This window comes from Larkinella humicola, from assembly GCF_008727875.1.
GTDB lineage: Bacteria > Bacteroidota > Bacteroidia > Cytophagales > Spirosomataceae > Larkinella > Larkinella humicola.
Genome location: NZ_VTWS01000006.1, coordinates 215,777 through 231,566, shown reverse-complemented (window position 1 = coordinate 231,566; position 15,790 = coordinate 215,777). Strand labels below are relative to the sequence as shown.

Genomic DNA, 15,790 nt, shown 5'->3' with positions numbered 1-15,790 from the left:
CCGACAGCTTATTCACTCGCCACAATGGCCCGTATTTGGTGCTCCGAAAGCCGGTCGCGCAGGCTGCGGGCCAGGTTAAATTCGTTTTCAAACAACTGGATCAACAAGTCCCGTCGGGTGTTGGTATGAGACAGTTCCGACTCGACCCGATTCAGAGGAGTCAAGAGTTGCCACTTCTGTACGCGGATCGCGTCGACCCTGATTGTTAATAGGTTAATCTCATTTTCCCACGCTACTGTTTTCGGTTTTTGCTCATTTTTTAGATTTTTTTCCTGATTTCGATACCGAAAATCGTTCTGCAAAGCCGTTAAAAGTCCGGGAATCAGCTTCCCGACGGACAGAAACAGGAAGAAAAGAAATAGAAAAATGCCCAGTGCCGATAGGGCTGATTGGGTTTGGTAAGCGTAGATAAAGACGAAAAAAGAGGTTGCAAAGGGCAAACCGGCGTCGGTCAGGAGTTGCCGGACGGAAAAAGGAGTAGTGGGGGCCGTTGCCATCGTTGTGCGGTGGTACAAACCCAGAAAACCGGCTAAAGCGACACCGAGGGAGATCAAGCGGTTTTCTCCGAAATGCAGTTTCAGGGTTTCCAGAATCAGGAAGTAAGTCCCGATCAGCAAACCCAGGCAAGCGATCAAACCCGTGACGGTTTTGAGAAAATGCGGTTCACCATCGGGTTTGGCTGCTTCAAGGCGCGTGATTTTTTGCCGCAATTCCTCAATGCGGTTGGTCATGTGTTCGATCCCTAAATTCAACTCGCCGATTTTTTCGCCTAATTCTTCCCGTTCCCGTTCCAATTGAATCGTTTGCTGTTTAAAATACAGACGGATCAGGCTTGTTTTTTCTTCCAGCGGAGCATGGGATAAGCCGAGAAGAGCGGCTTCGTCACGCAGCAGATTGTCATCGCTCAACCAGTCCGGCAGGGGTTCTGGCGAAAAGGTTGGGAAATCCGGTACGGTTGAGTTGTTGTTTAGCTGCTCTTCGAACGTCATATCAAAACGTTAACTACCGGGCAAAAGGTGTTGTATAAAAACCGGCCTGACCGACATAATATTGTCTAACAACCGGTTTTTCTGAAAGGTTCGGGAGGTTTTGTGTTCGACAAGAGAAGATAGACAAGAGAAAAAAGAAAATAACCTCAATAAATGACGGACTGGATCTTTTTTCTCTTGTCTCTTCTCTCTTGTCGAACCTCTTTGATCGGTCTAACGCGAATCCGGCAATCGAATGCCAATAACCCGGAACAGCGCCAGCGAAACCGCCAGCAATCCGGCAAAAATCACACTCAGCCAAACGTTGTAATACACAATGGCAACCAGACAGACGCAGGATAGCAGAAGCGCAATGGCCGGAATGTAGGGATAAAAGGGCGCGATAAACGGACGTTCGAGATCCGGTTCTTTCTGGCGGAGTTTGAACAGGCTCACCATGCTGCTGATGTACATGACCACCGCGCCAAGAGCCGACAGGATGATGATGTCGCCGGTAGTACCGGAAAACAGGGCGATAAAGCCGATAATACCGCCCCAGATCAGTGCCCAGTGGGGCGTCTGGAACCGCCGGTTGACCTTCGCCAGAAAACCGGGCAGATAACCGCTCCGGGCCAGGGCAAAAATCTGGCGGGAATAGCCAATGGTGTTGCAGTGAAAGGATGCAATGAGTCCAAACAACCCCAGACTGGCGAAGACTTTCGACCACGGGCTGTTGCGACCCCAGACCATCGCCAGCGTTTCGGGCAGCGGGTAGTCGATTTTGCTCAACAGTCGCCAGTCGCCAACGCCCGCCGTGAGAATCATGGTGCCCAGGGCCAGGAAAACCAGCGTGCCGATGCTGAGCAGATACCCGCGCGGAATCGTTTTCTTCGGATTTTTTACTTCTTCGGCTACCATCGCTACGCCTTCAATCGCAAGGTAGAACCAGATTGCAAACGGGAGGGCGGCAAATACCCCGCCTGCACCGTAGGATTCATTGTGAGCAACGAAGTTCCGGGTTTGGTAGGAGGGAGCCACCAGCGCCATGAAAACCAGCAATTCCACCACCGCCAGGACGGTAATGATCATCGAAAAATTGGCCGATTCCTTGATGCCCAGAATGTTGATGGTAATAAAGACGACGTAAGTGGCCATGGCCACGCCCAGGACGGGCAGTTCCGGGTGCAGGAAATTGGCATAAGCACCCAAAGCCGCAGCAATGGCGGGAGGGGCCATCAGAAAGTCGACGAGCGTGGCAAAACCGGCAATAAAAGCCGCCGTTGAACCGAAGGCGCGGTTGGCATAGCTAAACGGCCCACCGGCGTCCGGGATGGAAGTCGTGAGTTCGGTATAACTAAAAATGAAGGCGAGGTACATGACCGTGACCACGAGGGTGGCCACCAGAAAACCGATGGTTCCGGCCACGGCCCAGCCGTAGTTCCAGCCGAAGTATTCGCCGGAAATGACCATACCCACGGCAATCGACCACAATTGGGCGGTGGTGATTACTTTTCGTAATCCGGGCTGGCTCGTTGATTCGTCGGCATGCGTCGACGCGGAATCAGTAGAGGATTCGACCATCTGATCTGTCAAAAAGAAACGGGAAAAGTACAAGACAGTGCCCCGAATCAGCGAAATGCGGGACTACAATCTAAATAAAAGTCATTTTCGGGATTAATCCAAAAATACTTTTTTCAGTACTTCCCACAATTTTCGTTTCAATTTCGAGTCGGCTTCGATGGCCGAAAGCGGGTCGGCCAGCAGGAACGTAATGCCAAAAATCCGGATGGGCTGGTACCGATCCATCTGAATGTTCAAGTGAATGGTTTTGAAGGGGACGCCGAAGGAGATGAAGTGGTGCAGGGTTTTGTTCTCCAAAACCGCGTGAAAATCGACCAGTCCCGAGCCGGCCAGGTTCAGTATATCGATGTCGCTGAGGCTCAGATGGATGGCTTTCAGGATGTTTTCCAGGAAAATCAGTTCGCCGGGCGTCAGCTCTTCATCGAACAGGAGCAACACTTTGGGCTTTGGTGCCGCAGGCAGTGGCACCGGCGATTCGATGATGGGGACAGGAGCAGATTCCGGTTCAATCGAAGCCACCAGCGGCATTTCCGGTTCAACCAATTGTACCGACTGAATGATTTCCGGTTGAACCGGTTTGGGTTCCAAGTCAACGACGGTTTTCAGTTCCGCAACGGCTTGTTCAACTATGATTTCGGGTTGAGCAACCGGCGGTTCGGGTTGCACTGGCGCCCGCACAATCGGCTCCGGTTCGTCGACCTGATACAGGGTGTCCTGCCCAAAAAGATAGTGATAAGCGTTTTTTTTCATGTTGCGAACTTACAATTTATACCACTGTACCGCCGTCATCGGTTTCCGGCGACCATCGAACGCTTTGTGTTCCGGGCCGTAATACTTCACCAGATAATCCAGCACCACCGGCTCCGTTTCGCCCAGGTCCCAGAGTTTCTGCGTGCGTTGCATCCACCGGATTTTCTCCTTCCAGCCGTCGCGGGTGAAGCGGTTTTGCAAAATCAGTTTGCTCGAATGGCAGGCCGTGCATTGGGCGACCACCAGCGTCAGTCGTTCATCCACCACCAGACCGGTCGCGGGATCGTGTTTGACCGAATCGGTCATGATCACAGCCGATGGTAGGGAAGTCGCCGGGCGTAAAGCCGATAACGTCAACCAGCCCGCCAGCAGCACCGCCAGTCCCGTAATGATCGTCACGTTTTTCATAGACACATCAGATGTTAAATGTTTGATTCGGGTCGTTCCTCAGAATCACATTTTTTATTAACAGTTCGAACGGTTTTAGCCCCTTCGGGGCTCAGCAGCGTGGCGTCGGTAGCAAAAGACGCTCCATTCTAACCTGTTCGTGCCGTCAGGTACGAAACCTATCCTGGCAACCTGTCTCGTACCTGACGGCACGAAGGGCGCTCGAGAGAACCTCCACGTCTACCGACGCTACGCTGTTAAATCCCTACGGGATAACAAAACGTAGGGTAGTTTGGGTACTAAAATCGATTCGGAACCCTCCTTAATCAATTGAATTACCAACTAAAACCGAAACTTAACTTTTCAAACCACCGACCAGCAGCAACGCCCAGCCCGCCAGCATCAGCAACCCGCCGATGGGGGCAACGGCCCCGAATTTGGTGATCCCGGTGAAACAAATGGTATACAGCGAGCCACTGAAAATCAGAACGCCGGAAAGATACGCATAGCCTGCCCACGAATAATATTTTGCCGAAACCGCCGAAGTGGCCGGTAGTTGCAGCAGAATTCCAATGGCAACCAGCGCCAGCGCGTGGTAAAACTGGTATTTTACGGCGGTTTCAAAGGTGTCGCTGCGCTTCGAAAGCTCGAGCATGGCCCGGAAAGCGTGGGCTCCGAAAGCACCCAGGGCGACGCCCAGGAAGCCCAGAATGGCACCGGATTGCAGAAAGAATTTAGGCATGATAAGGGGTTGTGTCAGTTTCGTGTTCCAAATATCGCACTTCCAACCCGTACCATTGTGCTGCCTTCTTCAATTGCGATCAAATAATCGCTGCTCATGCCCATCGAAAGCTCCTGAAAAGCCACATTCGGTTTCTGAAGGGTACTGAGCCGGTCGAAGAACTGCTTGAGCGTTCGAAATTCCTGCCGGATTTGGGCGTCGTCGTCGGTGTTGGTCGCCATGCCCATCAGCCCCACAATCCGGACATTCGCCAGTTGGTCGAGTTCCGGGGAATTCAGCAGGGCGTCGGCTTCCGCTTCGTCAAAGCCAAATTTGGTTTCTTCCTGCGCAATGTGAATCTGGAGCAGGCAGTCGATGACGCGGGTGTGCCGGGCGGCCTGTTTGTTGATTTCTTCCAGCACTTTCAGGCTATCGACCGAATGGATCAGGCTCACAAAAGGCGCCATGTATTTCACCTTGTTGGTTTGCAGGTGGCCGATGAGGTGCCACTGGATGTCGGCGGGCAACTGCGGTTGTTTCTCGACCATTTCCTGCACTTTGTTTTCGCCAAAACGCCGGCACCCCGCGTCGTAGGCTTCCTGAAGCAGGGCAACGGGCTTGGTTTTGGTAACGGCGATCAGCTTGGTCTGTTCGGGCAATTGCTGTTCAATCTGCTGAATGTTCGTGGCGATGGTCATTGTCTGATTACTCAATTTGGGGCAAAGATAGCGGATGCAAGTTGAATCCATCCGAAGTTGATTTAAGGAACTGTTGCCGGAAAATAATGAGCGGTTTTATTGAAAAAAGTACAGGAAACCCTTACTTTACGCCAAATAACGCGAAACAAATTAAGTAATACTCATCGATGGAGTCGTATAACCAGGACCGACGTAATAACCGTAAAAATTACTTATTAGTGGCCTTAGGGATTCTGGCCGCCCTGAATTTGCTGCTACTCTATTTCTATTATCAGGAGAGACAAACCAATAAAAGCCAGCAAACTACGCTGACTGATAAAACCCAGGAAATGCTGGTGACCAAGACCCGTCTGGATTCCATTTCCACCCAACTGGATGCGAAAATTTCCGAGATTCAGTCGCTTGGTGGCCGGGTCGATTCGTTGTTGAAAGTGAAAGAACAACTGGAAGCCGACAAACGGAACCTGCGGAATGTAGCAGCTTTCGACATCAAAAAATACGAGGTCAAGATTAAAGAATACCTGGCTATCCTGGATGAAAAAGACAAGGAAATTGGCCAGCTCAAGGAAGAAAACAGCATCCTGACGTCGCAGAACCAGACCCTGACGGAAGAGAACACCAGTTTGAAAAACGAGCGGCAGGCCCTGAATGACACGGTGACGACGATTTCTGAAAAAAACCGGGAACTGGCCGAAAAAGTTACCCTGGCTTCGGCCCTGAAAGCGGAGAACCTGGCGGTGAATGCCATCAACCGGCGCGGTAAAGAAAGCGATGGGGGTGAATACCGCGCCCGGCGCATTGAAAAAATAAAGATTTCGTTCCGGCTTTCGACCAACCCACTGGCGCAGGAGAACGAAAAAGAGATTTTTCTCCGGATTCTGGACCCCAGCGGGTCGGTGATTGCGGACATGGCCACCGGTTCCGGGCAGTTTATTTTCAGCGGGCAGGAGATGGTCTATACGGCCAAACAAACCATTGCCTACGATAATACCGGACAGCAGGTGGCTTTCATTTATGGTCGGGGCAACATCCCGTTCAAAGAAGGCACGCACCAGATTGAACTCTATTCGGAAGGGTTTAAAATCGGGCAGGGCGAGTTTACGGTAAAATAACGAACGGACTGAAAATCAGCCGGAAAAGAGAAAGGGACGCGGGATAAAAAAAACCGTTCGTCCCTTTCTCTTTTCCGGCATTCTTACTACCTTTGCGTCCTCATTTTGAAATCATTATCCATTTAACACAATTGTCATGCAGTTCACAAAGAACTATGAGACGGTGTTCATTTTAACTCCCGTTTTATCTGAAGTTCAGATAAAGGACACCGTCGACAAGTTCCGCAAGATTTTAACCGATAACGGTGCGGAAATTGTTAACGAAGAGAGTATGGGCCTGCGCAAACTGGCGTACCCGATCCAACACAAGAATACAGGTTATTATTTCCTGTTTGAGTTTTCGGCTGAAACGAAGGTTCCCGAAGCACTGGACATCGAATTCCGTCGGGATGAGCGCATCATTCGCAACCTGACCACGGTTCTCGATAAGCACGCACTGGCGTACAACGAACGTCGTCGCAAAGGACAACTGGGTAAAAGCAAACAACAAACCGAAAAAGCAGGAGAGGAGGCCAAATAATCATGAGTCTGCAGAACGAACCCGTTAGCAAAAACGAAAACCGGAAGAAATACTGTCGTTTCAAAAAATCCGGTATCAAATACATCGATTACAAGGATCCCAACTTCCTGCTGAAGTTGTTGAACGAGCAAGGCAAAATTCTGCCCCGCCGGATCACCGGAACGAGCTTGAAATACCAACGCAAAGTGGGTCAGGCCGTTAAACGCGCTCGTCACCTTGCCTTATTACCTTACGTAGGCGATTCACTGAAATAAGTTTACGGTGTTCGGTTTACGGTATACAGTTTACGGTGTTCTGCTTGTCTGAAAACCGTGAACCGTTTACTGAAAACCGTATTCCATAAACTGAAAACTCATTCATATTATGCAAATCATACTGAAAACCGACATCGCCGGACTGGGTTTTAAGAACGACACTGTTGAAGTTAAACCCGGCTATGGCCGTAATTACCTGATTCCGCAGGGATATGCCGTGATGGCAACGGATTCGAACAAGAAAGTGGTGGCCGAAAACATTCGCCAGGCCGCTCACAAAGCCGAAAAAACCAAAAACGATGCGCTGGCCATTGCCGAAGCAATCGGACAACTGGAATTGAAGATTCTGGCAAAAGCGGGCGAAAGTGGTAAAATCTTCGGCCGGGTTACCAATACGCAGGTGGCCGATGCTCTGAAAGAAAAGGGATACGACATCGACCGGAAGAAAATCACGATCGACGAAGCCAAAGTTCTGGGTTCCTACAACGCCATCGTCAACCTGCACAAAGACGTAAAACAAACGATCAAGTTTGACGTTATCGCGGCTGAATAATCAATGATAATCAGCACGTTATCGTGTGAATTTTTTAAGGCGGTTCGGAGCTTTTCGAACCGCTTTTTTGTTAGTATGGTATGGACTTTCGTACTGAACTATCGCCGGAAAAACTACCGGCTTTGATCCGGCCCGACGCCCGGGTAGTAACCATTGGCTCCTGTTTTGCTGACGTGCTGGGCCGTCAGCTGACCGACAACAAAGTGGCTGTACGGAGCAATCCGTTCGGAACCTTGTTCAACCCGGTTTCCATTGCCAAACTCCAGCTGGCCTCCCTGCAAAGTGCCGAACCCGATCCGGATTTGTATGTAGAACGCGACGGCTTGTGGTTTCATTACGACTTTCATTCTATCTTCTGGGGCCGCAGCCAAGATGAACTACGGGGAAAACTCACAGACTTGCTGACCCAAACTGGCGAAGCCCTTCGAACTGCTGACTGGCTTGTGCTGACGCTGGGAACGGCTACGGTGTATCGGCATCTCGAAACCGGGAAGGTGGTGGCCAACTGCCAGAAAATGCCCGGTTTTCTGTTTGAAAAATACCTGTATGCCTACGAACATGTTCAGCAGACGCTGACCGATCTGGTGAAAAAGCTGAAGCGCGCCAATCCGGGTTTGCAGATCCTGCTGACCGTTAGTCCGGTACGGCATACCAAAGACACCTTGCCGCTCAATCAGGCCAGCAAATCCATTCTGAGGGCCGTTAGCCACGAATTGACGGTCTGGAACGAGCAGGTTCATTATTTTCCGGCTTACGAGATCATGCTGGATGATTTGCGTGATTACCGGTTTTACGAAGCCGATCTGATACATCCCAATGCAGTAGCCGAAACCTATATTTTTGAAAAGTTTGCCGAATGCGCATTTGATGACGAACTTCGCAGCTTTATAACCGAGTGGCAAACCCTGCGGAAGTCGATGGCGCACCGGCCTTTTCACGAAGGAACGGAATCACACCGGCGGTTTCTGGAGAAATTGCTTCAACAACTGGATGCGGTTTCCAAAAAAGCCGATGTTACTCGGGAGAAACAGGAAATAGAAAGCCGGTTGCGGGCCTTCAAAACGATTGACCCGGGCGCGAACCAGGCCGCTTGATTCGCTGTTTACCCAACAGACCTGTACTTATGTCAACGTATAAACTTACCAAAGAAAGTGTTTTAAATGCCCTCGGGCACGTCGAAGAACCGGATTTGAAGCGTGATTTGGTTACGCTCAATATGGTGAAAGACATTGAGTTAGGTGTTGATCAGGTGCGTTTTACGGTGGTGCTGACCACCCCCGCCTGCCCCCTGAAAGAGCTGATTCGTAAACGGTGTGTCGACGCCATTCATACCTACATTGGCCCCGACATTGAAGTACTTGTCAATCTTACGGCGGATGTGAGTTCAACGCGTTTCAACGCCCCGGTTTTGCCGGGTGTGAAGAATATTATTGCGATTGCGTCGGGGAAAGGCGGAGTTGGCAAATCGACCGTCACGGCCAATCTGGCGGTGGCTTTACACAAATCCGGTGCGAAAGTCGGGATTATCGACGCTGATATTTTTGGCCCGTCGATTCCGGTCATGTTTGGGGCGGAAGAACTTCAACCGGCGGTGGGGCAGGTAGATGGAAAGAACATGTTGCAACCGATTCAACAGTTTGGCGTTAAGCTGATGTCGATCGGTTTTCTGACACCGAAGGACAACGCCATCGTTTGGCGGGGGCCCATGGCGAGCCAGGCATTGCGCCAGTTTTTTGCCGATACGAACTGGGGCGAACTGGACTACCTGCTGATCGACCTGCCGCCCGGAACGAGCGACATTCACCTGACGCTGGTGCAAACCGTTCCCGTGACCGGCGCGGTTATTGTAACCACTCCTCAAAAAGTGGCGCTGGCCGATGCGACGAAGGGGCTGGCGATGTTCCGGCAACCGCAGATCAACGTGCCGGTGTTGGGCGTCATCGAAAACATGGCCTATTTTACCCCCGCCGAGCTGCCTGACTCGAAATACTATATCTTTGGCAAAGGCGGTGGGCAGTTGCTGGCTGATAAGTTCGACGTGCCGTTGCTGGGTCAGATTCCGCTGGTGCAGAGCATCCGGGAAGCGGGCGATGACGGCAAACCCGTTGTGACCGAAAATGATCCGGTGACCTCGGGGGCTTTCCGGTCGGCGGCTGAAGCCCTGGCGCAACAGATTTCGGTACGCAATGCCACACTTGACAAAACCCGTCCGGTTGAAATTGTTCGTCAATAAGCCGGTTTGATTGGATTTAAGAGGGAAAAAACGTATTTTTACCATCAGTCATTTGACCACCTTTGTTTACTGTTCGCATGGAAACTGTACTGGACAACGAAATTTTAATAGATCGTATCGAAAAGGCGCTGAATAGCATCCGGCCGTATCTGGAAGCAGATGGGGGTAACGTGAAGGTGCTGGAAGTGACGAGCGATAAAGTAGTCCGGCTGGAACTGGTCGGCGCCTGTGGCTCCTGCCCCATGTCAACCATGACCTTCAAAGCCGGGTTGGAAGAAGCCATTCTGAAAGCCGTTCCGGAAATTACGCGGGTCGAAGCCGTCAACCTGACCCCGGCGTTTTAAATTATACTGATTGCCATTGATCTCTTTTAAGACTTTTGGCCGTTCTTCCATCGGAAGAGCGGCCTTTTTTGTTATTTTGCACCCCATGCCCACAGGCATTCGTTCGTAGCTATATACAATGAAAATAGGAATCTTCTTCGGTGGCCCGTCGCGTGAGCGGGAAGTCTCGTTTGCGGGTGGTCGGACTGCCCTGGCCCATATTGACAAATCGCTGTTTCAGCCCGTCATGGTTTTTGTGGATGGGCTTGGTAATTTTATTTTAATTCGGGAAGAGTTTCTCGGCAAAGGCTCGATCCGGGCGTTTTATCCGCAGCAAACCGACCCCGCGTTCAGCGTTTACATCGAATCGTTAGCCGGTTTATCCGATGAGGAACGGGAACAGCAAATTAGTGCGATCGGTCAGCGTATCCAGCCGCAGCACTTCAGCCAGCACTTTGATCTGGCCTTTCTGGCCATGCACGGCCCCGACTGTGAAGACGGCGGTATTCAGGGCTTGCTCGAATGGTATAGAATACCCTATACCGGGCCGGGCCTGATGGGTTCGGCGGTGGGAATCAATAAGATTCTGCAAAATGAATTGATTGCGCTGGTCAATGGGCAGCAGAAAAAAACGTCGGTCATCAGCCGACCCGACTGGGATCAGGCGGATAAGGCCGGGGTGTTTGAGTCGCTTCAGGGGTTGCTGGGTTTACCCATTGTGGTGAAAGCTCCGCATCAGGGCTCGTCGATCGGCGTAGTGATTGTTCGGGAAAACGACCTGAGCCAGTTCACCAAAGCGGTTGATCAGTGTTTCTTCCGGCAGGAAATTGACCTGGAAAGCTGGAAGCAGTTTTCGGAAGACGAGAAAACCACTTTTGTGCAGGAAGTGACCGAACTGGATTCCGGCATTGGTTATCCGGTTGTGATCGAAGAAACCGGCGAGTTTATTGACCATCCCAAAGACCTGCTCGAAAAAGCGGATTCCTGGGCGGCTTCGGGGTATCGAACGTTGGTTATCGGATCGGCGAACTCCGAAGACGATGTGCTGTTTGAGGAATTCGTCAGCGGTCAGGAATTTTCGTGTGGGGTGATTCAGGACGACGACGGAACGGCGGTTGCCCTGCCCCCGACCGAAATTTACAATGTTACCAGCTTCGACTTTAAATCAAAATACCAGTCCAATACGACCAAAAAACGGATTCCGGTCGAAACCAGTCTGGAACACAACCGGGAAATTCAGTTGAGTGTCGCCGAGGTGTTTACACGCCTGGGCATGAACGTCTGCGCCCGGATCGACGGTTTTTTGACGCCCGATCAGGCCAACGAACCGGGGCGAGTGCTGCTGCATGATCCGAACACCATTCCCGGCATGTCGCCGACCTCGCTCATTTTCAAGCAAATGGCTGAGATCGGGCTGAACGTCACGCAGGCTATCACGTATTTCATCCGCCAGTCGTTGCGTGAACGCATCCGGACGGGCAAGGACACGATTCGCCTTCGCCAGCAACTGGCCGATCTGGATGGTCGGATGGCGGAACGCAAAAACCTGCATCTGCCGACGGAGGAGTTTCTGGTAGACACCACCGCCGAAGCCGTTGATGCGGCCTGGCTGGAAGCGAAAGCCTGGTATGGTTTCCACGGTGCGCAGGGGCAAACCAAACCGGTGGTGGTGCTAAAAACCGCTCAGGATCGGCACGAATTGCCGGTTAATTTGTTGTTCAAGGACACGGTTTCCGAAGCGTTGGAAGCGCTTGCCAAACCGGTGCATCCGTTGATCGCCGAAACCCGGGAGCGGGCCAGAACGATTACGGAGCGGTATTCTTAAAAACAACGGACGGATATGGATTTGCAATTGAGCGGAAAAACCGCCCTCGTAACGGGTTCAACGGCAGGTATTGGTCTGGCTGTTGCCCGAACACTGGCGCAGGAAGGAGTCGAAGTGATCATCAATGGTCGCAACCGGGCGCGCGTCGCTGCCCTGGTTCAGCAGGTATCGGACGAACTGCCCGGCACCCGGTTTCGGGGCATCGCGGCTGATTTTAGTAAAGTTGAGGAGGTAAACGCCTTGCTGGCGGAGTTGCCCGAAGTCGATATATTGATCAACAACGTCGGTATTTTTGAGCCGAAAGATTTCGCGGACATTCCGGATGAGGACTGGATGCGGTTTTTCGAAGTCAATGTGCTGAGTGGCGTCCGGCTTTCCCGTCATTATTTTCCGAAAATGCTGGCCAAAAACTGGGGTCGCATCCTCTTCGTTTCCAGTGAATCGGCACTACAAATTCCCACCGAAATGATTCACTACGGCACCACCAAAACCGCTCAGCTAGCGATTTCACGGGGCTTGGCCGAGTTGACGAAAGGAACGAACGTAACCGTCAACTCCATTTTGCCGGGGCCAACCTTCTCCGAAGGCGTCGGCGATTTTATCGGAAATATGGCAACGATGAACCAGGTTTCGGTGGAAGATATGGAAAAGGATTTCTTCAAGAATGCCCGCCCGACGTCCATTATTCAGCGGTTTGCGACCACGCAGGAAATTGCCAATATGGTGGCTTACCTGTCCAGCCCGCTGGCATCGGCGACCAACGGCGCAGCCATTCGGGTCGACGGGGGCGTGACGAAGACGATTGCCTGATTCCAGATTATAAAGCATAAAAAGAGGGTTTCGAAAGGACATCTAATCTTTCCGAAACCCTCTATTACTTGTTAGGCGTCTAGTCTGCTTTTTCCTCCCAAACCTGGCACAAATTCACAATCACCTCGACGGCTTTTTCCATGTCCTGAACCGAGACCCACTCCAGACGGGAGTGAAACGCGTGTTCACCGGCGAAGATATTGGGGCAGGGGAGACCCATGAACGACAACCGCGAACCGTCTGTGCCGCCCCGGATGCTTCGCCGTTCGGGCGACAGTTCGCTCCGGCGGATGGCTTCGAGGGCATTTTCGACGACCGCCGGGTGCTGATCCAATACCTCTTTCATGTTCCGGTATTGTTCCCGCACCTCAAAGGTGGCGCTGGAGTTGGGGTAATTCGCCAGAACAGCATTGAGAAGATTTTGAAGATACTGTTCCTTTTCGTGTAAACCGCTCACGCTAAAATCCCGGATGATGAACTCGACCACCGCCTGGTCCTGATTGCCTTCGAGATGGCCCGGATGAATGAAGCCTTCGTGTCCTTCGGTGGTTTCGGGTGAAAGCGAATCTTTGGGCAGAGCGGCCAACAAATCGGCGGCAACTTTCAGCGCATTTTCGAGCTTGCCTTTCGCAAAACCGGGGTGCGTGCTCACACCCTGAATCACGATTTTGACCGCATCGGCCGAAAACGTTTCATCTTCCAGCGTGCCGAGCTGTTCGCCGTCGATGGTGTAGCCAAAGTCCGCACCGAGCTTTTCCATGTCCACTTTTTCCGTTCCACGCCCTACTTCTTCATCCGGCGTAAACAGCAAGCGAATGGTTCCGTGTTTGATAATCGGCTGATTAATAATCAACTCCGCAGCCGTCATGATTTCGGCCACACCGGCTTTGTTGTCCGCACCGAGCAGGGTCGTTCCGCTGGCGGTGATGATGTCGTTGCCAATCTGATCGTGTAAATCAGGGTGATCGGCCAGGCGGATGATTTGCGTCGGGTCGTCGGGTAAAACCATGTCGGAGCCGTCCCAGCCGTGGTGCGTCAGCGGTTTTACGCCTTCGCCCGTTACATCGGGCGACGTATCCATATGGGCGCAAAGACACAAAATCGGGACATTGGTTTTCTCCGTGTTGGCCGGAATGGTCGCATACACGTAGCCATACTCGTCCAGTTCAGCATCCGCAATACCAATTTCGTGCAGTTCTTCAACCAGAATCCGGCCCAGATCTTTCTGTTTTTCAGTCGACGGATTGGTCGTTGACCGTGGATCGGACTGAGTATCAATTTGGACGTAACGAAGAAAGCGACTGGTAACGGATGTATTTTGGAACATGATTTTAAGGCGAAATTTGAATTCGGAGAACGTTAGGCTTCCACTGCCGTCTTAAATTCCGAAGTAAAGTGAAACTTGATGTCGGGGTTGTTCTGCATGTTCATCCGCAGAATCCAGTCGGATTCGGCCAGAAAAACCGGGTTAGTGTCTTTGTCGTAGGCAATGGCCAGTCCTTTCAGGCGGATAAATTCGTCCAGTTTTTTCTTATCGTCCGACGTCAGCCAGCAGGCTTTGGAAACCGGCATGGTCGTCCAGCGGCATTTGGCCCCGTATTCGTGCTCGAGCCGGTACTGAATCACATCGAACTGAAGCTCCCCAACGGTGCCGACAATTTTCCGGTTTCCGCTCATCATCGTAAACAACTGGGCTACTCCCTCGTCGGTCAACTGCTGAATTCCCTTTTCCAGTTGCTTGGATTTCATCGGGTCCGAATTGATCAGCTCCTTAAAAATCTCGGGCGAGAAACTCGGAATGCCGACGTAGCGCATGTCTTCGCCCTCAGTCAGCGTGTCCCCGATTTTGAACGAGCCGGTGTCGTACAGACCGACAACGTCGCCCGGGAAGCCTTCATCCACAATGCTTTTGCTGTCGGCCATGAAACTGAACGGGCTCGAAAATCGCACATCTTTGTCCAGGCGGGTGTGGTGATAAAACTTCCCCCGTTCAAAAACCCCCGAGCAGATGCGTAGAAACGCGATCCGGTCGCGGTGGCGCGGGTCGAGGTTGGCGTGAATTTTAAAGACAAAACCGGTGAATTTCGGTTCATCGGGAAACACAACGCGTTTGTCGGTGGCGCGGGCGATGGGTTCGGGCGAAATGCTGCAGAACGTGTCGAGCAGCTCTTTGACGCCGAAGTTGTTGACTGCCGACCCGAAAAATACCGGGGCTACTTTGCCTTCCAGGTAGGTTTGCCGGTCGAACGGATCATAAATTCCTTCGATCAGTTCGGCGTCTTCGCGCAGTTGTTCGGCATCGCGTTCGCCCACTTTTTGTTCCAGAACCGGCGTATTGATGTCAATTTCGAGAATATCCTCTTCCACTTTCGTTTTGTTGACGCGGAAGAAATTCATCGTTTTATCATACAGGCTGTAAACACCTTTGAAATCCGATCCCATGTTGACCGGCCACGTCAGCGGGCGGACGCGAAGGTTGAGTTTGGATTCCAGTTCGTCCAGCAAATCGAACGGATCCTGGCCTTCGCGGTCAAGTTTATTGATGAAAATGATCACCGGCGTATCGCGCATCCGGCACACTTCCATCAGCCGCTCGGTTTGTTCTTCCACGCCTTTCACGCAGTCGATGACGAGGATAACACTATCGACCGCTGTCAGTGTGCGGTAGGTATCTTCCGCGAAATCCTTGTGGCCCGGTGTGTCGAGAATGTTGATTTTGAGGTCTTTATACTCAAACGTCATCACCGACGTGGCGACCGAAATTCCGCGTTGCTTTTCAATTTCCATAAAGTCGGAGGTGGCCGACTTCTTGATTTTATTCGACTTAACGGCGCCAGCGGTTTGGATGGCGCCCCCGAAAAGCAGCAGTTTTTCGGTCAATGTCGTCTTTCCGGCATCCGGGTGACTGATAATCGCAAACGTTCGGCGACGGCTGATTTCCTGTGTCGTACTCATTATGGATCGGAATGGCCGCAGCAGCGAGCCATGTATGGTTCTTAATTTGGCGTTAAAAAACCTGGATTTATATCTGATAATTCTTAGCCCTTTCGCCCTT

General features: G+C 51.7%; 17 protein-coding genes. 9 read left to right on the top strand and 8 right to left on the bottom strand.

The window, feature by feature from the left end; all coding sequences use genetic code 11:
- Positions 1-8: 8 nt before the first annotated feature.
- The 6 genes from F0P93_RS22490 to F0P93_RS22465 form a co-directional block, all read right to left on the bottom strand.
- A complete protein-coding gene (locus F0P93_RS22490; protein WP_150879987.1) occupies positions 9-989 on the bottom strand; it encodes a hypothetical protein in 981 nt (326 codons plus the stop codon).
- 213 nt (positions 990-1,202) lie between these two features.
- A complete protein-coding gene (gene eat, locus F0P93_RS22485) occupies positions 1,203-2,549 on the bottom strand; it encodes an ethanolamine permease (protein ID WP_150880298.1) in 1,347 nt (448 codons plus the stop codon).
- Between the two features lie 93 nt (positions 2,550-2,642).
- The gene (locus tag F0P93_RS22480; protein WP_150879986.1) at positions 2,643-3,299 is read right to left on the bottom strand and encodes a hypothetical protein; all 657 of its coding nucleotides are present in this window, start codon (positions 3,297-3,299) and stop codon (positions 2,643-2,645) included.
- Between the two features lie 9 nt (positions 3,300-3,308).
- Positions 3,309-3,707 carry a hypothetical protein gene (locus F0P93_RS22475; protein WP_150879985.1) on the bottom strand — a complete coding sequence of 133 codons (399 nt, stop codon included), beginning with the start codon at positions 3,705-3,707 and terminating at the stop codon, positions 3,309-3,311.
- A gap of 334 nt (positions 3,708-4,041) precedes the next feature.
- Entirely contained in the window at positions 4,042-4,428 is a 387-nt protein-coding gene (locus F0P93_RS22470; protein WP_150879984.1) for a DUF423 domain-containing protein, read from the bottom strand.
- Between the two features lie 14 nt (positions 4,429-4,442).
- Positions 4,443-5,105: a YggS family pyridoxal phosphate-dependent enzyme gene (locus F0P93_RS22465; protein ID WP_150879983.1), complete on the bottom strand. Its 663-nt coding sequence runs from the start codon at positions 5,103-5,105 to the stop codon at positions 4,443-4,445.
- 167 nt (positions 5,106-5,272) lie between these two features.
- Here F0P93_RS22465 and F0P93_RS22460 point away from each other — a divergent pair, with 167 nt between their 5' ends.
- From F0P93_RS22460 to F0P93_RS22420, 9 genes are all read left to right on the top strand, one after another.
- Complete coding sequence (locus tag F0P93_RS22460) at positions 5,273-6,217, top strand: DUF8428 domain-containing protein (RefSeq protein ID WP_150879982.1); 945 nt, start codon at positions 5,273-5,275, stop codon at positions 6,215-6,217.
- 136 nt (positions 6,218-6,353) lie between these two features.
- Entirely contained in the window at positions 6,354-6,737 is a 384-nt protein-coding gene (gene rpsF / locus F0P93_RS22455; RefSeq protein WP_114405045.1) for a 30S ribosomal protein S6, read from the top strand.
- Positions 6,738-6,739: 2 nt separating this feature from the next.
- Positions 6,740-6,991: a 30S ribosomal protein S18 gene (gene rpsR, locus F0P93_RS22450; RefSeq protein WP_038117645.1), complete on the top strand. Its 252-nt coding sequence runs from the start codon at positions 6,740-6,742 to the stop codon at positions 6,989-6,991.
- A gap of 109 nt (positions 6,992-7,100) precedes the next feature.
- Positions 7,101-7,544, top strand: a complete 444-nt coding sequence (rplI, locus tag F0P93_RS22445; RefSeq protein ID WP_150879981.1) for a 50S ribosomal protein L9 — start codon at positions 7,101-7,103, stop codon at positions 7,542-7,544.
- Between the two features lie 80 nt (positions 7,545-7,624).
- Positions 7,625-8,638: a GSCFA domain-containing protein gene (locus F0P93_RS22440; protein ID WP_150879980.1), complete on the top strand. Its 1,014-nt coding sequence runs from the start codon at positions 7,625-7,627 to the stop codon at positions 8,636-8,638.
- A gap of 29 nt (positions 8,639-8,667) precedes the next feature.
- Positions 8,668-9,777 (top strand): Mrp/NBP35 family ATP-binding protein, encoded by a 1,110-nt coding sequence (locus tag F0P93_RS22435; RefSeq protein ID WP_150879979.1) that lies wholly within the window; start codon positions 8,668-8,670, stop codon positions 9,775-9,777.
- A gap of 77 nt (positions 9,778-9,854) precedes the next feature.
- Positions 9,855-10,121, top strand: a complete 267-nt coding sequence (locus F0P93_RS22430) for a NifU family protein (protein ID WP_150879978.1) — start codon at positions 9,855-9,857, stop codon at positions 10,119-10,121.
- A 118-nt stretch (positions 10,122-10,239) separates the two neighbouring features.
- A complete protein-coding gene (locus tag F0P93_RS22425) occupies positions 10,240-11,925 on the top strand; it encodes a D-alanine--D-alanine ligase family protein (protein ID WP_150879977.1) in 1,686 nt (561 codons plus the stop codon).
- A 15-nt stretch (positions 11,926-11,940) separates the two neighbouring features.
- A complete protein-coding gene (locus F0P93_RS22420) occupies positions 11,941-12,735 on the top strand; it encodes an SDR family NAD(P)-dependent oxidoreductase (RefSeq protein ID WP_150879976.1) in 795 nt (264 codons plus the stop codon).
- Positions 12,736-12,814: 79 nt separating this feature from the next.
- Here the strand turns inward: F0P93_RS22420 and pepT are convergent, their stop codons facing one another.
- Entirely contained in the window at positions 12,815-14,062 is a 1,248-nt protein-coding gene (pepT, locus tag F0P93_RS22415) for a peptidase T (RefSeq protein ID WP_150879975.1), read from the bottom strand.
- 32 nt (positions 14,063-14,094) lie between these two features.
- On the bottom strand, positions 14,095-15,690 hold the full coding sequence (locus tag F0P93_RS22410; RefSeq protein WP_150879974.1) for a peptide chain release factor 3: 1,596 nt from the start codon (positions 15,688-15,690) through the stop codon (positions 14,095-14,097).
- Positions 15,691-15,790: the final 100 nt, after the last annotated feature.